Annotated in this window: 16 protein-coding genes; 11 read left to right on the top strand and 5 right to left on the bottom strand. The window is 68.7% G+C overall.

What is annotated here, in order from left to right; all coding sequences use genetic code 11:
- Positions 1 to 134: 134 nt before the first annotated feature.
- From OG394_RS03075 to OG394_RS03100, 6 genes are read left to right on the top strand one after another with little or no spacing between them, the layout of a single operon-like run.
- Positions 135 to 1670: a sodium:solute symporter family protein gene (locus OG394_RS03075; RefSeq protein ID WP_328993274.1), complete on the top strand. Its 1536-nt coding sequence runs from the start codon at positions 135 to 137 to the stop codon at positions 1668 to 1670.
- On the top strand, positions 1667 to 2284 hold the full coding sequence (locus tag OG394_RS03080; RefSeq protein ID WP_328993275.1) for an RNA polymerase sigma factor: 618 nt from the start codon (positions 1667 to 1669) through the stop codon (positions 2282 to 2284). The genes OG394_RS03075 and OG394_RS03080 overlap by 4 nt, the downstream gene beginning before the upstream one ends.
- Complete coding sequence (locus tag OG394_RS03085) at positions 2281 to 2571, top strand: hypothetical protein (protein ID WP_328993276.1); 291 nt, start codon at positions 2281 to 2283, stop codon at positions 2569 to 2571. Before OG394_RS03080 ends, OG394_RS03085 begins: the two co-directional genes overlap by 4 nt.
- 43 nt (positions 2572 to 2614) lie before the next feature.
- A complete protein-coding gene (locus OG394_RS03090) occupies positions 2615 to 3310 on the top strand; it encodes a metal-dependent transcriptional regulator (protein ID WP_328993277.1) in 696 nt (231 codons plus the stop codon).
- Positions 3310 to 4362: a multicopper oxidase domain-containing protein gene (locus tag OG394_RS03095; RefSeq protein ID WP_328993278.1), complete on the top strand. Its 1053-nt coding sequence runs from the start codon at positions 3310 to 3312 to the stop codon at positions 4360 to 4362. Before OG394_RS03090 ends, OG394_RS03095 begins: the two co-directional genes overlap by 1 nt.
- Entirely contained in the window at positions 4359 to 5570 is a 1212-nt protein-coding gene (locus OG394_RS03100; RefSeq protein WP_328993279.1) for a ZIP family metal transporter, read from the top strand. Before OG394_RS03095 ends, OG394_RS03100 begins: the two co-directional genes overlap by 4 nt.
- Before the next feature lie 5 nt (positions 5571 to 5575).
- Here the strand turns inward: OG394_RS03100 and OG394_RS03105 are convergent, their stop codons facing one another.
- Both OG394_RS03105 and OG394_RS03110 read right to left on the bottom strand, forming a co-directional pair.
- Positions 5576 to 6715, bottom strand: a complete 1140-nt coding sequence (locus OG394_RS03105; protein ID WP_328993281.1) for an MFS transporter — start codon at positions 6713 to 6715, stop codon at positions 5576 to 5578.
- A 36-nt stretch (positions 6716 to 6751) separates the two neighbouring features.
- Complete coding sequence (locus OG394_RS03110) at positions 6752 to 9541, bottom strand: ATP-binding protein (RefSeq protein WP_328993282.1); 2790 nt, start codon at positions 9539 to 9541, stop codon at positions 6752 to 6754.
- Between the two features lie 297 nt (positions 9542 to 9838).
- On the opposite strand from OG394_RS03110, the gene OG394_RS03115 reads away from it, so the two are divergent.
- Entirely contained in the window at positions 9839 to 11053 is a 1215-nt protein-coding gene (locus OG394_RS03115) for an MFS transporter (protein ID WP_328993283.1), read from the top strand.
- Here OG394_RS03115 and OG394_RS03120 read toward each other — a convergent pair.
- Entirely contained in the window at positions 11050 to 11508 is a 459-nt protein-coding gene (locus OG394_RS03120; protein WP_328993284.1) for a hypothetical protein, read from the bottom strand. The genes OG394_RS03115 and OG394_RS03120 overlap by 4 nt on opposite strands.
- A 151-nt stretch (positions 11509 to 11659) precedes the next feature.
- On the opposite strand from OG394_RS03120, the gene OG394_RS03125 reads away from it, so the two are divergent.
- From OG394_RS03125 to OG394_RS03140, 4 genes are all read left to right on the top strand, one after another.
- On the top strand, positions 11660 to 13789 hold the full coding sequence (locus OG394_RS03125; protein WP_328993285.1) for a hypothetical protein: 2130 nt from the start codon (positions 11660 to 11662) through the stop codon (positions 13787 to 13789).
- A gap of 161 nt (positions 13790 to 13950) precedes the next feature.
- Positions 13951 to 14727: a hypothetical protein gene (locus OG394_RS03130; RefSeq protein ID WP_328993286.1), complete on the top strand. Its 777-nt coding sequence runs from the start codon at positions 13951 to 13953 to the stop codon at positions 14725 to 14727.
- Between the two features lie 148 nt (positions 14728 to 14875).
- Complete coding sequence (locus OG394_RS03135) at positions 14876 to 15571, top strand: sensor histidine kinase (RefSeq protein WP_328993287.1); 696 nt, start codon at positions 14876 to 14878, stop codon at positions 15569 to 15571.
- Positions 15568 to 16173 (top strand): response regulator transcription factor, encoded by a 606-nt coding sequence (locus OG394_RS03140; RefSeq protein ID WP_328993288.1) that lies wholly within the window; start codon positions 15568 to 15570, stop codon positions 16171 to 16173. Before OG394_RS03135 ends, OG394_RS03140 begins: the two co-directional genes overlap by 4 nt.
- On the opposite strand, the gene OG394_RS03145 is transcribed toward OG394_RS03140, so the two are convergent.
- Positions 16156 to 16731: a hypothetical protein gene (locus OG394_RS03145; protein ID WP_328993289.1), complete on the bottom strand. Its 576-nt coding sequence runs from the start codon at positions 16729 to 16731 to the stop codon at positions 16156 to 16158. The genes OG394_RS03140 and OG394_RS03145 overlap by 18 nt on opposite strands.
- A gap of 54 nt (positions 16732 to 16785) precedes the next feature.
- Complete coding sequence (locus OG394_RS03150) at positions 16786 to 17682, bottom strand: hypothetical protein (protein ID WP_328993290.1); 897 nt, start codon at positions 17680 to 17682, stop codon at positions 16786 to 16788.
- Positions 17683 to 17823: the final 141 nt, after the last annotated feature.

The following is a 17823-nucleotide window of genomic DNA, read 5'->3' on the forward strand; positions in this document are numbered from 1 at the left end:
CCGGATCACTTGTGATCTCTTCGTAAACCGTCGGACCTATTGACGCAACTTATGGGGGAGTGTGACTCTGCGTCTGATTCCAGGAGCCGGGTCACGGGGAAAGTCCCAGTGTCGACTGTCAGGGTGGTGTGGATGTGGACGTCACCCTGTTCGGCTTCGTGGCGGTCCTGGGCAGCGCCTCAGTGCTCGCGTTCGCGGCAGGCCGCTCGCGGAGCGCTGGTGTCCCGCCGCTCGAGGCGTGGGCGCTGGCCGACCGGCGGTACGGCGCGGTGGCGGTCTGGCTGTTGCTGGGCGGCACGATCTATACGGCGTACACCTTCGCGGCGGTGCCCGGACTGGTCTACGGGGCCGGCGCGATCGGCTTCTTCGCCCTGCCGTACACCATCGTCGTCTACCCGCTCGCGTTCTGGATGTTGCCCAAGCTGTGGTCGATCTCGGCCGAACACGGGTTCCTGACCGTCGCCGACTACGCGCGTGGACGCTGGGGCTCGCATCAGCTCGCGCTCGCGATCGCCCTGACCGGGCTGCTGGCGACGATGCCGTACGTCGCGCTGCAGCTGCTCGGGATCCGTGCGGTGCTGGAGGTCGGCGGCGTCTATCCGGACGGGGTCGCCGGCGACGCCCTGCTTGCCCTGGTGTTCGGGGTACTGGCCGTGGCTACTTACCGCAGTGGGCTGCGTGCACCCGCGCTCATCGCCGTCGTCAAGGGCGTCGTCGTGGTCTCGGTCGCCATCGGTTTGAGCGTTGCCGCACTGGATCGGCTGGGAGGTCCCGGTGGCGTTTTCGAGGTGAGCCGGCTGGACTCCACGGTGGGCTTCTCAGCGTCGCTGGACCCCTCGTTGCACGCGGCCTACGCGACGCTGGCGCTCGGGTCGGCGATGGCGTTGCTCTGCTATCCGCATGTGCTCACTGCCGCGTTCAGCGCGAACTCGGCGGCAGCGTTGCGTCGTGCCGTGGTCGCCATGCCGCTTTGGACCGCGATCCTGGCGGTGTTCGGGCTGCTCGGGCTGGCCGCGCGCAGTGCCGGTATCGAGGCACCGCTGGGCAATGCCGAGGCAGCGCTGCCGATGTTCGTCGCCGACCTGCTGCCGGCGTTGCTCACCGGACTCGTCTTCGGCGCTCTCGCCGTCGGGGCGCTCGTGCCGGCGGCGGTGATGTCGGTCGCCGCGGGGACCCTTTTCACCCGGAACATCTACAGCGAGTACCTCCACCCCGAGGCCACACCGCGCACCCAGACCCGAGTCGCCCGGGTGACGTCGCTGGTGGTGAAGGTCGGCGCACTGGTGTTCGTGTTCGGGCTCCGCGGGCAGGACGCCATCAACCTGCAGCTGCTGGGCGGGGTCTGGATCCTGCAGACCTTCCCGGCCATCGCCCTGGGCCTGTGCACCCGCTGGCTGCACCGCGGCGGGGTGCTGGCCGGTTGGGCCACGGGGATGATCGTCGGCACCTACCTGGTCGCCGAGGGCGGGTTCTCCGCCGTGGTCGACGTGGGCGACGGAACTCAGATGTACGCCGCAGTGGTCGCCCTGATCGCCAACCTGGCGGTCGCGGTGGCGCTCACTCCGCTGCTGGACCGGCTCAGGATCTCCCGAGGTGTGGATGCCACCGCCTCGCGTGGATCTCGTGCGACGACCCGTCCCGATCCGGGTCGGCAAGGGAGGACGGCATGACCGACATCGGGCAGTGGACCGCACGGATCGGCGGCCCCGCCGTGGCCATGCCCCGGGTCGGCAGCGAGGCGGCGGACAATCCGGTCCGCGACCTGGCACCGACCCTCGATCTGCGGGAAGCCGAACGTGAAGCCGCAATCGCCCGCGTCTTCGATCAGTCTCATCCGCAGATGGTCCGGCTCGCCGTACTGCTCGGGGCCGGGCCGGACGCCGAGGACGTCGTGGCTGAGGCGTTCTGCCAGCTCTACCGGCGATGGCCCAAGCTGCGCTCACCCGACGCGGCGCTGGGCTACGTTCGAGGCGCAGTCGTGAACCTGGTGCGGATGCGGTGGCGGCACCTGCAGGTGGTCCGGCGGCACCACGACCGCGTGGTGCGGCCGAGCGACGACGTGTCGGCGGAGAACGTGGCCCTGGCGCGGGAGGACCAGCGAGCTGTGGTCGCCGCGCTGGAGGAATTGCCCCCGCGTCAGCGCGAGGCCATCGTGCTGCGTTACTGGATGGACCTCAAGGAGGCTGAGATCGCCGCTGCGATGGGAATATCGTGCGGGGCCGTGAAGTCGCATACGGCGCGTGCGATGTCCGCGCTCACCCGGGCGATGGGAGAGATCAGATGACAGAGTCCCCGCGCTCCGACGAGTTGCTGCGAGATGTCCTGGAATCGCTGGCGGCACAGGTCACGGTGTCCCCGGATGCCTATCACGAGGTCCGTGCCGAATGGGTGCGCCGGCAGCGCCGCCGCAAGCGGCTCGGCGTACTGATCGCGATCGTGGTCATCGCCCTCGCCGATCTGATCGGGCTGTGGGCACTGAACCGTGCGGACACCGGTGACTCGGTGATTTTCGACGACCGCGCTCCGGCCCAGCGCCAAGAGCAGCCTGTGCCTCGACTCGGACAGCCCTGAGCGGCGGCTGGCGGTGGGAGTTAGACGAGGCTAATGTTCAGGTGTGAGTAGTCAAATTCGTCGGGCCGAGCAGTGTTGCGAGATCGCCCATACCGAGGCGGTCGAGGACTATCTGCGGACGATCTTCAAGCTGGCCGGCCGGAGTCTGCCGGTGACGACGTCGGCGCTGGCCGAGCAGCTGGGCGTGGCACCGCCAACGGTGTCGGCGATGTTGAAGCGGCTGGAGGCGGGCGCGCTGGTCGACCGTTCGGCCGCGCACGAGATCAGGCTGACGGCACATGGTGAGCGGCACGCCGAGGGAGTGACTCGCCGGCACCGTTTGGTGGAGACGTTCCTGGTGCAGGTGCTCGGGCTGACCTGGGATGAGGTCCATGCCGAGGCCGATGCGCTGGAGCACGCGATCAGCGAGCGGCTCGAGGACCGGATCGACAGTGTGCTTGGGTATCCGACCCATGATCCGCACGGTGATCCCATCCCGCCGCGGACCGGCCGGCACGTCGAGTCGTGGGCCGCGCCGCTGGGTAGCGCGGCCGAGGGCAGTCGCTTTCGGGTGCAGCGGGTTGCCGATGACGACAGCGACGCGCTGCGTTATCTCGCCGAGCGCGGTATCCGGCCAGGGGCGGTGGTCGAGGTGGTGAGCCGCGAGCCTTTCGGTGGACCGATGTGGGTGAAGGTCGGCCGGCAGCGTCATGCGCTCGGGCCGGTGCTCGCCGACGTCGTGCACGGGGAGATCGCCTGATGTCCGGGGCGTCTCGTCGAGGATTCATTCTCGGTGGTGCGGGCGTGGCGCTGGGCGCGCTACCCGGGAGCGCGCGGGCGGCGGATGGCGACCCGAGCCCCTCCGCGCACGCCGGTCACGGCGACCCGAGCCCACACGCCGGCCACGGCGTACACGGTGGTGGAATCAACGGGCCGATGTTCCGCGGTGGCGCGGTCGATCACGCGACCAATGGGTTCAACCCGAGTGACGTTCTCCGCGACTTCGACTATGGCAAGGTGTCGAAGCTGCCCAATGGCCGGACGCTGCGTGAGTGGGAGATCTTTGCCGCAGACAAGGAGATCGAGGTCGCGCCGGGCGTGCGATTCCCGGCCTGGACGTTCAACGGACGGGTGCCAGGCCCGACGCTGCGCTGCACGGCCGGCGACCGGTTGCGGGTGCGGTTCGTGAACGCGTCCGAACATCCGCACACGATGCACTTCCACGGCATCCACCCGGCCGAGATGGACGGCGTCCCCGGTATCGGCCGTGGCGTGATCGAGCCCGGCGGCGATTTCGTTTACGAGTTCGACGCCGAGCCGTTCGGGCTGCACCTGTATCACTGCCATGTCGGGCCATTGGCCGAGCACATCGCCCGCGGGATGTACGGCACCTTCATCATCGATCCACCAAAGCCGCGGCCCAAGGCCGACGAGCTGGTGATGATGATGCACGGCTACAACACCACGTTCGATGCCCAGGGCAACCAGCTCTACGCGGTCAACGGCATCCCGTTCCACTACATGCACGAACCGGTGCGGGTGAAGCGCGGCGAGTTGGTGCGCATCTACCTGGTCAACATCCTGGAGTACGACCCGATCAACAGCTTCCACCTGCACGGGAACTTCTTCGACTACTTCCCGACCGGCACCCGGCTGGAGCCCTCCGAATACACCGACACGGTCGTCCAGGCCCAAGGTCAGCGGGGGATCTGCGAGCTGCGATTCCCGCATGTCGGCAAGTTCATGTTCCATGCGCACAAGAGCGAGTTCGCCGACCTTGGCTGGATGGGCTTCTTCGAGGTGACCGAGTGAGCACCCCGCGGCTCCGAGGCAAACCTCCGGTGTGGGTCTTCGTGGCCGCCACCATCGCGGCCGTCGCCGTCGCCCTGACCGCGCTCGCCGTGCTCGGCAGTCGCAGCCTTCCGGCGCGGACGGGCCCGCCGGTCGAACAGCTCGCGGTCGAGCGAACCGTGCTGACGCCAAGCGTCATCGAACTCACCGTACGCAACACCGGCCCCGATCCGGTCCAGATCGCCCAGATCTCCGTCAATGACGCGTACGTCGCCTTCACCGGATCCACCGAACCGCTCAACCGGCTAGGCAAGGACGTCCTGCGTCTGGACTATCCCTGGCAAGAGGGACAGCCGTACGCCGTATCGATCCTGACGTCATCCGGCGCCGTCATCGAACACGAGATCGCGGCCGCGGTGGAGACCCCCGCGACTGGTGGAAATCTACTCGGGTTGATGGTGTTGCTCGGGACGTATGTCGGCGTCATCCCGGTCGCTCTCGGCATGGTCTTCCTGCCCGTGCTGCGTCGAGCCGCTCGCTCGGTGGTGCGGGTGCTGCTGGCGTTGACCGTCGGCCTATTGGCCTTCCTCGCCGGCGATGCGGCGCTCGAAGGGCTCGAACTGGCCGAGAGGTCTGGCGGAGCCTTCGGCGGTCCGCTGTTGGTCTTCCTCGGTGCCGGGATGGCGTTCCTGGCCCTCACCGCGGTCGATCGTTTCCTGACGAACCGGTCGCGCGAGCAAGCCGACAGCCCAGCCAGCTTGGATAGCGCAGACGGCACGAATGGCCGGCGGTTGGCGTTCATGATCGCCATCGGGATCGGCTTGCACAATCTCGGTGAAGGGCTTGCCATCGGTTCGGCGTACGCCGTTGGTGAACTTGCCCTCGGTACGGCGCTGGTGGTCGGGTTCGCCCTGCACAACACCACCGAGGGCCTCGCCGTGGTCGCGCCGCTGACCCGCCAACGGCCTTCGCTACTCCGCCTTCTCGCCCTTGGCCTGCTGGCGGGCGCTCCCGCGATCGTCGGCGCGGTGATCGGCGCGGCAGTCGACAACGCGGCCCTGGCCTCCCTGCTCCTCGGCGTCGGCGTAGGCGCCATCGTGCAAGTCATCATCCAAATCGCCCCCGCCCTCCGAAACCAGACCGGCCGCTACCTAGACCCCGCCACCACCGGAGGCGTGGCAGCCGGCCTCCTGATCATGTACGCCACCGGCCTCCTCGTCGCCGCCTGAGTCGATCAGGTCCGGGTTGCTTCCGCGACGGATTGACGAAGGCCTGCAACGGCGAGGCAGCCGGCGCCGACGGCGCCCAGTACGAACGCAGCCTCGGGTCCTGGCACGGGGGCTACCAGCAGAGGTCCGCTGGTTTGTCCGAGCCGGGTACAGCTCACGAACACGGCGACCGTGGTGCCACGGTTCGCTTCGGTTCCCACGCCGGCCGCCGCGGTCTGGATGGTTGGGATGAGGAGGCCCTCGCCCAGGCCGTAGCAGAGGAGGGCCAGTCCGACCACCGGCAGCGACGGCGCGACGGCGAGGGCCGCGAACGCGATGGCGACGATCGCGAAGCCGGCCGTCAAGACGACGTCGGCACCCCACCGGTTGGTGACTCGTCCGAGGAGCAGCGCCGCCAAAGTGGAGGTCGACGCGGGCAATGCAAGGACCAGTCCCCGTTGCCACGCCTGGAGCTCGAACTCGGTGTCGAGGTGCTCCGGCAACGCGGTCAGCAGGAGCCCGAAGAGGAGCAGGAACACGACGGCTCCAGCGACCAGCCACCTACGCAACCGGGGATCGCGCACCGCGTCGTACGCCGCGCGCAGTTGCCCGGACAGCGGGATCGTGGATCGCGACGACGGTGGCATGGAACGCCGGATCGCTTCAGCTGCCAACAGCCCTCCGGCCGCGGGCAGGCACGCCAGTCGCCAACCTCCCGTACTGGTCAGGAGGCCGCCCAGGGCCGGCCAGGCGATGACGGCGACGCCGATGGCCGCCGCATTACGGCCCATGACGGTGGTGCAGGCCGCGCCTTGCCAGCGGCTGCCGATCTCGGCCATGACAAGCCCGATGAGCCCGGCGCCGCCGACACCCTGGACCAGCCGGCACGCGATGACCGCGGCGAAGGTGGGTGCGAACGCTGTCGCGCAGCCTCCCACCGCAAAGGCGAGCAGACACCCGATCAACAGCTCACGACGGCCGTAGCGGTCGGCTAGCACGCCAAGTAGCGGAGCCAGCACGATTCCAGGCAGGGTCGCCGCCACGGTGACGAGACCCGCTTTGCCAGTAGTGACAGCGAATTCGGCGGCGATCTCAGGTAGGGCCGGCGGCAGCAGCGTGTACGCGCTGACCGCCAGCATTGACACCGACGCGAGAAGAGTCCTCATACGTCCAGACGGTGCCGCCGTCTGGCGCAACGGACACTACGGTGCGGACCGAAGACTCTGGCCCGATAGCGATGCCAGTGAAGCCCGCAGCTCATCCCGCGAGGAGATGCCGAGCTTCTGGTACGTGTGGGTGAGATGCAGTTCGACATTGCGCAGGGTCACGAAGAGGGCCTGCGCGATCTCGGGGTTCTTCAGACCGGACGCCGCCATCCGCGCGACGCGCAGCTCGGAAGGCGTCAGCGCCGGAAGCCCGTGCGTACGGTCACGCTGGGGACGCGCACCCGCCGCGACCAACTCGTCGCGCGCCCGAGCAGCCAGGGCTGTCGCACCGAGAAGGCTGGCCTGGTCCAACCCCTTGGCCAGCCAAAGGCGAGCGTCCGTACGGCGTCCGGCGCGGCGCAGGGCGCTACCCAATTCGACGGCCGATCGCGCGTGCTCCAAGCGTGCGGGGGAGTCGGCGAGAGTCCTCTCGGCATCGGCGAGCAGGTCCAGACCGAGGTCGCCCCCGGCGGTTAGCCCGGCTGCGCGCAAGGAAATGCCGATGGCCGACCGGGTGCCCCAGCGCCGTGCCAGTGGGACTTCTTCCGCGGCGAGCCGCCGAGCTTCGTCGCGATCACCCAACGCGAGCAGGCCGAGGGCGGCTTGCGAGCGATAGGCGAAGACCGCAGGGCATCGTCCCGGCCATACCGACTCGCGCCTGCCCAGCTCCAGGAGATCGTCGACCGCTTCCTGGGTACGGCGTTGCGCCAGGCGTAGCCGACCTCGCGCGGCCAGCAGGAAGTCCATCATGAATGTGTGCGGGATGTCGTCGTGTCCGCCCCACAGCTCCAACTGCGTCTCGGCGTCGTCATACCGGCCCCGCTCGACCAGTACGTCGAGAAGCGCCGACAGCGCGATGAACCCGATCGGCCACCGTCGCTCCGCAGCCGCGTCGAGCGCGAGAAGGGCGTCAGACTCCGCCTCATCGAGATCGCCCAAGCTGAACCGGAACTGCGCCCTGAAACTCGACGCCCGGGCGAACGCCAGCACCGAGCCGCGACGCCTGGCGTCCGCCACCGCTTCGCCCAACGCCTCGGCGGTAGCGTTCACCGACTCGGTCGGCCACAGCGCGCCCAGTGCGTCGTACACGACGTGGTAGTCGGACGTCTGCTCGGCGATCAGCCCGCCGCGAACGGCCCGCGTCGCCAGCTCGGCCACCCGTCCAGCGGGCCCGCCGTCCACGAGGGTCTGCATCGCCAAGGACGCAAGCGCGACGCGCTCGCCGGGGGAGTCGCCCGGGAGCGGTCCCTGAAGGGCACGGAGGTGCCGGTCCGTCGTCTCGCGTGCATCAGGCACCAGCCGGGACACGGTGACGATCTCCGCTGACAGCTGGAGGGCAAGATCCGCATCGGTTACGTGGTCAAGAGCCGTCTCCAGCGCGTCGATCGCTTCGGCATACCGGCCGGGGAGGACGAGCCCGAGCGCGAGTTCGCGAGCGATGCCGACTCGCTCCGCCGGCTCTTCGGTAACCCGCAGGGCCTCCTTCAGGTGGATGACCCCTTCGGGCTGCCCGGAACTCACCTCCGCTCGCCCCAATTCGCGAAGTACAGCGACGCGGTGCTGTGGCGGCTCGGCCAGCGCACGTCGCAGGTACGCCGCGGCCGCGTCCGGCGCGCCCACCGAGGTCTGCCGCGCCGCCTCCCGAAGTGTCTCGACGACGACCTGGTCACCGGCGGGCTCGGATGCCATGAGATGCGTCGCCACCGACCCGGCACCGAGGCCCTCACGCAAGAGCATCGCCGCGGCCGCCCGATGCGCGAGCGCCCTCGCTCCAGACGGCATGCCTTCGTACACGGCACGACGGACGATCGGGTGAACGAAATCGAGGGGTACGCCGGGGCGGAAGACCTGGATCCGTACCAGGGCATCGGCACCGAGTGCGGCGTCGGCCGGGCTGATTCCGGCGAGCTCGGCCGCGTGACGCAGCGCCGCATCCTGGCCAAGTACGGCCACCGACTGGGCGAGGCGCCGCGGGCCCGATCCCAGCAGCTCGAGCCGCCGCAGGACGGCCGCCGATACGGACTGCGGACCGAGCTGACGTACCTGCTCTGCTCCGGCCGGGTGTGCCGCCAGCCCGCGTTCGGCGATCACGACCGAAAGCTCGCGCACCAGGAACGGGTTGCCGCCGGTCACCTCATGGCAGGCCTTGACGAACTCGTCATCGGTCTCAGTGACCTCGATCAGGCCCTGTACGCCGCGCACCGTCAACGGCGCCGGCGCGATCCGGGTCCCCGACTGGTCGCGGATCGCTGCCAGTACTTCGGTATCGGTGGCCGCCTCCCCGGTTCGGTTCGCGAGCGCGAGCAGGATCGGCATGCCGTGGAGACGGCGGGCCACGTAGAGGAGGAATCGCAGCGATGCCGGATCCACCCAGTGCACATCGTCGACCACGATCGCCAACGGGCCCGACGCGGCGAGGTTGGAGGTCAACCAGTAGAGCCCGTGCAGGATCGACTGCTCGTCGCCGGAGGCCGGCCCACCGACGCCGAACATCGGTCCCGCCAAAGCCGCCGACCCCGCGAAGAGCTCGTCCCGCCCAGCGACCAGTCGCTCGAAAAGCTGGCGGACGACGCCGTGGCCGAACTCGCGCTCCCACTCCCCACCACGCGCGGACAGAACCGAGAACCCACTCTCGTGCGCGGCCGCGACAGCGGCATCGAGAAGCGCGGACTTGCCGATACCGGCCGCGCCCTCGAGCCAGAGCAGCTGGCCCTGCCCTTGGGCAACAGCTGCCAGCCTCGCGGCGATCGTCGCGAGTTCCCCTTCCCGCTCGACCAAAGAACTCACGCTAATCAGCGTGGCACACAGCACCCGACTGCCCGGGTAACTCGCCTGGGCAGTCGGGTGACGACCGTCAGGACTTGGTTAGTTGCCGGGACGGTGCTTTTCGTCGGCTGGTGGGTTCGCAAGTTAGGATGTGCGGGCTAACCAATTCTCGATGTACTGCCCGTTGACATAGCCGGTAGGCGGCGTGCGTTCCCGCTTCCTGCCAAACATGGACGGTTGTCGGTGGCATGACGGACCGGTGAAGTCGAACGCCCACGGTCAGATCACCACCCCGACGAGGCAGCGGAAGGTACCACCGTGCCGGCACTTACCGGACGGATCCGCACGCCCGAACACCAGCAGAGCGGCTACGGCTTCGCCCTGCGCACTCCCGGAGCGTGGAAGTTCTTCTTAGCCGGCGTACCGGCCCGGATCGGCATCGCGATGACCGGTTTGGGCATCGTCTGGCTGGTGCACGGTTCGACCGGCTCGTACGCCGCGGCCGGCACCGTGACGGGTGGCTTCGCCGTCGCCGAGGCGGTCGGTGGTCCACAGGTCGCGCGGCTGATCGACCGGTTCGGTCAGACCCGCATGCTGCCCGTCACGTTGCTGGTCCACGCGGCCGCTGTGGCACTGCTGATCGGGTTGACGGTCACCTCGTCCGAGCTCTGGCTGCTCGTCGTCGCCGGAATGCTGGCCGGCGGTTCGCTTCCGCAGGTCGGCGCTCAGACGTCTGCCCGCTGGTCGTACCTCCTGGCCGGCAGCCCGGCCCTTTCGTCGGCCTTTGCGCTGGAATCACTGCTCACCGGCCTGGCCTTTCTGGTCGGCCCGGCGTTGGTTGGGACCGTCAGCGCCCTGGTCGATCCGGTTGCGGGTTCTGCGCTGGCGACGGGCCTGCTGCTGGTTGGTGGGTTCTCGCTCGCGCTGCAACGCCGTACGGCGCCTCCGCCCAGGGCACGGGCGCACCAGGAGAGGTCGGCCCGGCTGATGCGGCCAGAGTTCCTCGCGCTCGTCGGTACGAGCATCGGCGTGGGGCTGTACTTCGGGGCCATGCAGGTGTCTGTCACGGCGTTCGCTGTGGGCGGCGGGATGGCCTCGCTGGCTGGGCCGCTCTACAGCGTGACCAGCCTGGTCAGCGTTGTCGTGGGACTCGTCTACGGCGCGCGCACCTGGCGGATGCCTGCTCCGACGCAAATGGTGCTCGCCCTTGGCTCGCTGGGTCTCCTCAGCCTGCCATTGCTTGTGGCGGACGGACCGGGCGCGCTGGCGATAGCGCTCGCGTTCCCCGGGGCGGCGCTCGCGCCGTACATGGTGTTGTCGGCGGTGATCGCCGAGTCGCGAGTCGAGCCCGCCGTACTCACCCAGGCCTTCACCTGGTTGAACTCCGGCAGCGCGGCAGGGATCGCGGCAGGTGCGTCGATCGCCGGCCGAGTGGTCGATCACTACGGCCCCCACTCGGGTTTCGCCCTGGCCGTAGCGGCTGCCGTCGTTGCGACCACGCTGGCGGTCGTGGTGAGGCGAGGTGTCAGCTAGGGCTGTTTGCTGAGGTCGCCGACTTGCTGGGCGTACCACTCCGACTCGACGAGGTGTTCCGCGATCTGCCGGAGGGGCCAGTCGTCGCCGCGATCCTTGTCCCACTCGGCCGGGTCGACGGCGGCGTAGCGGAGGGCGAACGTGCGGCCGAGTCGCCTTAGTCGCTGCTGGGCTTCCCGCAGATCGTCGGCGGTGAACGGAGCCAGGTCGGCCTCGGACGTCAGTGTGCTGGCCAGCCACTCGTCCGGCTGCGTTGGTACGCCCGCGAGCAGTGCCTCGACCTGGGCCAGATGGTCGACGATGTGGTCCGCGATCCGCCGTACCGCCTTGTGTGGTGTGTAGATCCGGCCGTCCTCTGCCGTGATCGGCTGGCCGTCCCAGGCCGGCCAGGTCTCGATCAGCAGGAGCGAACGCTCGACCGCCTGCTCCACGAGTGCTCCAGGGTTGTCTGTCATGCGCACCACGCTAAGGCCGTGACAGTTCGGCGGTGGTCGAAGTGAATCGGTTGGTTGGGGATCGCGCTTAGACGTGCGTGGAAAGGATCGCGCGTCTGTCGGCTCCGCATGAGGATGTGACGGGTCGATCGGCCTATTGCGAGGAGCACCGATGCGTGCGCGCCTGCACCGAATCCTGTTGTGTGCTGCGATTCTGACCTGCCAGTTGCTGTTACCGACGCAGGCGGCCGGGGACGAGACCTGGAACCCTCTGACTGCTACTCCCGCGGGGATCCCGACTCCTGCCGGGAGTGGGCCGTACTACCAGTACGCGCCGTCCGTCGTACAGCTGTCGCCGACAGAGCGCATGGTCTACTACTGCGCCAACCGCGTCCCAGGGCAGGTCTGGGATCACATAGGCGCCAACAAGGGCACGAAGCAGGCTGACGGCAGCTACGCGTGGAGTCCGACGTACTTCGCCCTCGACCCGCAGGGCGCCGGTACTCCCAGGTGGGCTTCACGGCACCTCTGCGACCCTGAGGTCGTACGGGGCTCGTTCCGGCTTGCAGGCCACACGTACGGCTGGGCGATGTTCTTCCTCGGTTATCCCGACACTGACCGCTTCCCCGGGGAGGACCCGATCAACGTGATCGGGGTCGCGTACGCCGATGCGCCGGAGGGGCCCTGGCGGATCGCGCCTGCCGCGCTGCTGGACCGGCGTACGGAGGGATCCGTGAGCGACTGGGGTATCGGCCAGCCCAGTGCCACCTCGATCGATGGCGCCGGCCGGGTGCTCTTGTTCTACAGCGGTTTGGGCAGTGTCGTACGCCGTGAGGTCGACCTGAGTAACGCCGACAGCCCGCAGCTTGGCTCACGCATCTGGCTGCCGACGGACGGCCTCACACCCGAGCCGGGCGGTGGTGCGTGGTTGCACAACGCCTCGTTCGTGTACGACCCGGCGCGTGACGAGTTCTTCGTATCCCGCGACACCGGGCCTGGCAACGACCGGGTTCAGCAGCACACGGAGATCGACCGGATCGCTGGTGCCGCCATCTGGAGTGGTACGGGCACGTGGTCCGTGGTCGGGCAGGTGACGAGTTGCCTCAGCGGGTATCCGTACAACCACAACTCCGGCATCGTCAGGAACGCGTACGGCATGCTCGGCGACGAGCTCGACGTATACTTCGCCACTGAGCCGACCGGCGGCGGCTTCTGGTCGTACCGGTTGTGGCAGGCGCGGTCCCCACTGAGCTTCGTGAGCGGGAGTAGGCCGGAGGTCATCGCCCAGCAGGACGGCAAGCTGTCCGTGTTCGGGCACACGGCGAACCGGTGTGAGGCGAACGTCTGGAGTTCAACCCAGGCGACCACGGAGTACGGAGCATGGCAGCGCTTTGGCGCGAGCCCCGCGGGTCGGCCGGTGGCATCTCGCCAGCCGGACGGGCGGGTCGTGTTGTTCGCTCGGGCAGCGGATGGGTCGATCTGGTTCAACCTGCAGTCTGCGCCGAACGGTGGGTTTCCTGGCTGGTCGCAGATGGCCGGCTCGGGTCAGCTGCCGGCGGTCGGGGAACCGGTGGTCGGCCGGATGCAGGACGGGCGGCTCGTGGTCGCGATTCGGCGGAACGATGCGCCGGGGTCCCGGGTCTACGTGAACGTCCAGCAGGCGGCGAATGGGTCCTTTGGTAGTTCGTGGCAGGACCTTGGCGCGAGTCCGGCGGGCCAACCGGTCTTCGGGACGAACGAGGACGGTTCGCTGGTGTTGTTCGCCCATGCGGCGAAGGAAAGTGGCGGGCAGATCTGGTTCAACCCACAGCTCACGCCGAACGGTTCGGCGTGGGGTGGTTGGCGAGCTGTTGAGGGAATGGCGTTTGACGGCGAGCCGACGATCGCCAGGCAGGCTGACGGTCGGCTAGTGGTCGCCGCGCGTCGCTGGGAGGGCTCGTTGTCGGTCGTGTACGTCAACACCCAGGTGGCTGCGAATAGCGCCGGCTTCTCGTCCAGCTGGACCAGCCTCGGCGCCAGTCCGGCGTACGACCCTGTGCTGGTCGAGCAGTCCGGCGGCCGGCTCGCGATGCTGGCACGTGCGGCCGACGGCAGTGTGTGGTGGTCGCATCAGGACGAGGGGAACGGTCGTTTCAGTGGATGGTCGAGTCTGGGCGGATCCGCGGGCAGCGATCCGGTGGCAGCTCTCCGCTCCGACCAACGCCTGGATGTCGTACTCCGTCAACCCGACGGCCGCCTCTTCCACCGCCTCCAGACCGCTCCAGGCAGCCCCACCTTCACCGACTGGCAACCCATCCGCTGAACACCTAAGGCCGTCACAAGGGTCCGATGAACGGCGACACGCCGCGTCACAAGGGTCCGATGAACGGGGTGGGGTGTCACGGGTGAGGCGTGAGAAGTGCAGGGGTGGGGCATGACGGGGCGTGGGTGCCCTTTGCGCAGGGGTGGCCGAAGGCTGTTGGTATGAGTGAAACGACTTGTGTGGCACCGAGTGAGGCGCGGCCCGTCGGTGCTGGTTGGCGAAACTGGCTGCGGCATTTCCTGGAGATGGTCGCGGCAATGGTCGTGGGGATGGCCCTCCTCGATCCCTTGTGGAGTGGAATCGTGGGCGACCGGGCGGACGCGCGGGTTTCGGCGATGGCGGTGGATATGGCCATCGGGATGTCCGTGTGGATGGCGTATCGCGGTCATGGCAGGCGGCAGATCGTTGAGATGGCTGCGGCGATGGTGGTGCCGTACGCCGTGCTGCTGGTTCCGTACTGGTTCGGCTGGGTGTCGGGCGAGGGCCTGGAGATGGGCGGGCATTCGGCGATCATGCTGGCGATGGTCGTGGTGATGCTGGTCCGGCGGCGCGAGTACTCCGCCCACCATCACGCGTCGGCTCATCCGGCGATCGTCGCGGTCGGCCGGAGGTGGCCCACCTGGATCGCGCTGGCGGTGACGGCCGAGAACTGGGCGAATCCGTGGGTGCCCAATCCCTGGGTGATGCTCGGCCTGCCCATTGCGTTTGTGCTGGTCGGTGCGATCCGCGGCCGGCTGCGGAATCCGCGCGTCCTCGCGATCCAGCTGGCATCAGGTAGGTTTGCAGTGCTGGCCAGCGATAACCAAGCGACCAGCACTAGCACCACGGTTATACCCTGCAGTGACTGCGGCCGGACGGGCCGTGGCAGCGCGGTGAGCCTTCTTGCGCAGTCGGGCACGGCGATGATCCGCGAACCTCATCTCGCTACCTCCGGGTAGTGGGTGGAACCTCCCGCCTTCAGGCGGGTGGGGGACGTCAAGGTCCGCATGACGTCGCTTGTGTGCCGCCATCGGCCGAGGATCCGGGGCCCCTGGTGCGCCGCGTGATCCTCGGCCTGACCTGCACACCTGGGCCTGATCGCTTCTCGTGCACGGGGTCATCGCCGCGTCCATCGGGCTGACCATTCTCGCGACGGCGGTGCTGCCGCTCCGGCTGTGGACGTTGCTCGTGCAAGCGCGCGCCGGACGCGAGGCGCGGGCCCGGTTGGCCGTGAGCGAGGAGCGTCTGCGGTTCGCCCGCGACGTACATGATCTGCTCGGGCACCAGTTGACCGTCATCGCGCTGAAGGCCGAACTCGCCGCACGACTGGCGGGCGTGGATGCCGAGCGGTCTGCGCGGGAGGCGTCCGATGCGCAACACCTCGCGGCGTCGGCGCTGACGGATGTACGGCGAGCCGTGGAGGGGTATCGCGCCGTCGACCTCGGCGACCAACTCGACGCCACCGCCAGCGTGCTGCGCGAGGCGGGCATCCGGCCGGAGATCGGTGGCGATGCGCTGGACGGTCTTTCCGGCGAGGCGGCGACCCAGTTGGCGCTGGTGCTGCGGGAAGCGTGTACGAATGTGATGCGGCACAGCTCCGCGACATGGTGCAAGATCGACGTCAGCCGGAACGCGACGGAGGTGCGGATGACGATCACGAACGACGGCGCTCGCGCGGGTTCGTCCAAGCCCGGGTACGGCCTGCGCGGAGCCACCGAGCGGTTGGCTGCCGTAGGTGGAACGCTGGACGTCGAGTCGCGCGACGGCCTCTTCAAGCTGGATGTTGGGATTCCCGTCAGGTGATCCGCGTACTGCTGGCCGACGACGAGGAGCTGATCCGGCAGGCCCTCGCGGCACTGCTCGATCTCGAGGATGACCTCGACGTGGTCGCCCAGGCCGCCGATGGACGGGCCGCGGTCGAGGCCGCGCGAGCCCATCGTCCCGATGTGGCGGTGGTCGACCTGCAGATGCCGGAGCTCGACGGCCTGGAGGTGACGGCAGAACTCGCCCGTGCGCTCCCGTCCTGCAAGGTCATCATCCTTACGGGCCGAGGTCGCCCGCCGCATCTCGCGCAGGCGCTGCACGCGGGTGCCAGGGGTTTCCTGCCGAAGGGTTCGCCTGGCGGTGCTCTCGCCGATGTCATCCGCCGCGTGTACGACGGCAGCAGGTACGTCGATCCGGCGCTGGCGGCCGACGCCTTGACCGCGCCGCCTTGCCCGTTGACGCCGCGCGAGTTGGAAGTGCTTCGCCTGGCGCAGTACGACACGCCCGCGACGACCATTGCCCGTCGTACCGGATTGTCGGCGGGAACGGTCCGCAACCATCTCTCGGCGGTAATGACCAAGCTCGGCGTCAACAGCCGAGCCGACGCCTACCGCATGGCCGAGTCAAACGGCTGGCTCTGATCCTCGGCCGACCCACCAGCGACCCAGCAGGCCGCCGGCCGCACAACCGACTGCCATCCCTCCGAAGAGAAGCACGGGCCAGGCGCCGCTCAGGTGCCCGATGACGGCGACGACGGCGCCGCCGACAAGGGCGCCGGTGTGTCCCCAGAGGTAACGAAAGGTGGGTGGGATACGCCGGGACATCGCGCCGATCGTGTAGAACACCGCACCGGAGAGCGCGAGCAGGCCGACCCCGATGTCACGCCAACGGGTGTCGCCTACGGCGATCCCGTAGACCAACGCTCCGAAGCCGGCGACGAAGATGACGCCGAACGGCGCGACCTTCCAGCCACCCATGATGTACAGGCCGCCGCACGCTCCGAGCAGAAGCGCCAGCCCGATCGGAGCGACCATGGCCGCGATCGAGACGGTCATGGCGTACTCGTACGGGTAGACCTCGGCCGCACCCAGCGCGGCCGCGACTATCCCCAGCACCGGGCCGGCGATGACGAGTCCGACCGCTACCCGGGTCGCCGATTTCTCGAAGTGTGCAAGGCGTTCTGTGTTGCGGGACTTCATCGTGCTCCTCTAGCTGGAAGGGCGCGAACCCCCGTGGATTCGCGCCCTGTTCAGTTACTGGCCGTAGGCGCGGGCGGTCCAGCCAAGTAGACCGAGGGAGCCGCCCTTGATGTCGGCGCCGCTCCGGTCCGTCTTGTTCGCGTCGAAGTGCACGGAGGCGGAGCCGGTCGCGGTGATCGCGAGCAGCGGCCGGCCGTTGGGGTGGTTCTGGCAGTAGCCGGTGCTGAGGCTGGTGAAGGCGCCCCAGCCGACGGACCGCAGCACTGTCGAGGCGATGCTGCTCGTCGGGGTGGCCCGCTTGATCCGCCACTCCTTGAGCTCACCGTTGGACTTGCTACCGATCAGCACGTCGACGGCCGCGGTACCCGTGCCCTCGGTGCGCTCGAAGACCAGCGTCTTGACCGTGTTCCACGCCGTACCAGGCAGCTTCACCGGCGCGGAGATCGTCAGCACGCCGTTCGGGTAGGTCACAGTGTGGCGGTAGAGCGCGGTGCCCGCGACCCGGTAGAGGTAGGGGTATCCCCACGCCAGGATCGTGGTCCCGCCGAAGCCGGCCTTGACCCGGGTGGCGGTGTTCTTGGTCATCTTCCAGACACCGTCGGTCCGCGTGGCCGACCGCTGCTGGAGGTAGACGTAGCCGTCGGTCGGGTGCGTGGCGAGCTCGCTGCTGTTGAACGTGTCGGTGTCACCGGACCCGCCGAGTTGCTGGTGCGCGGTCGGCACCCAGGCCAGCTTGTCACCGGCGTACGACGTGACGCTGGTCTTCGAACCGGAGTAGCCGTATGAGACACGTTGCCCGTCGGCGCGGTAGGCCGCGGTGAAGACCGAGCAGTCGGCGGGCACGTCGCCAACAGCCGCTAGGGACGCTTCGGACGACGAGGTGATGAGGACGATCCCGGTCGCGGCGACGGCCAAGGCCGAGGCGGCGGACAGGATGGACTTTTGACGCATGAAGCGCAGTTTCCTCTCTAGATGTGGCGTGGCACTGAGGTTAGAAGGGGCCGCTGGCGGCGTGCTGTCCGTACTTCGCCCGTACCCCTGGGTGGCCGCAAGTTTCCCGGCGGTAAGATCGCCGGGTGCCTCGACCACCGC

Origin of the sequence: Kribbella sp. NBC_01245 (assembly GCF_036226525.1) — a bacterium.
GTDB lineage: Bacteria > Actinomycetota > Actinomycetes > Propionibacteriales > Kribbellaceae > Kribbella.

Coding starts and splice junctions, on each gene's coding strand:
- OG394_RS03080 (WP_328993275.1), top strand. CDS start 1,667: ATGACCGACATCGGGCAGTGGACCGCACGGATCGGCGGCCCCGCCGTG.
- OG394_RS03085 (WP_328993276.1), top strand. CDS start 2,281: ATGACAGAGTCCCCGCGCTCCGACGAGTTGCTGCGAGATGTCCTGGAA.
- OG394_RS03095 (WP_328993278.1), top strand. CDS start 3,310: ATGTCCGGGGCGTCTCGTCGAGGATTCATTCTCGGTGGTGCGGGCGTG.
- OG394_RS03105 (WP_328993281.1), bottom strand. CDS start 6,715: ATGAGGACTCTTCTCGCGTCGGTGTCAATGCTGGCGGTCAGCGCGTAC.
- OG394_RS03120 (WP_328993284.1), bottom strand. CDS start 11,508: ATGACAGACAACCCTGGAGCACTCGTGGAGCAGGCGGTCGAGCGTTCG.
- OG394_RS03125 (WP_328993285.1), top strand. CDS start 11,660: ATGCGTGCGCGCCTGCACCGAATCCTGTTGTGTGCTGCGATTCTGACC.
- OG394_RS03130 (WP_328993286.1), top strand. CDS start 13,951: ATGAGTGAAACGACTTGTGTGGCACCGAGTGAGGCGCGGCCCGTCGGT.
- OG394_RS03145 (WP_328993289.1), bottom strand. CDS start 16,731: ATGAAGTCCCGCAACACAGAACGCCTTGCACACTTCGAGAAATCGGCG.
- OG394_RS03150 (WP_328993290.1), bottom strand. CDS start 17,682: ATGCGTCAAAAGTCCATCCTGTCCGCCGCCTCGGCCTTGGCCGTCGCC.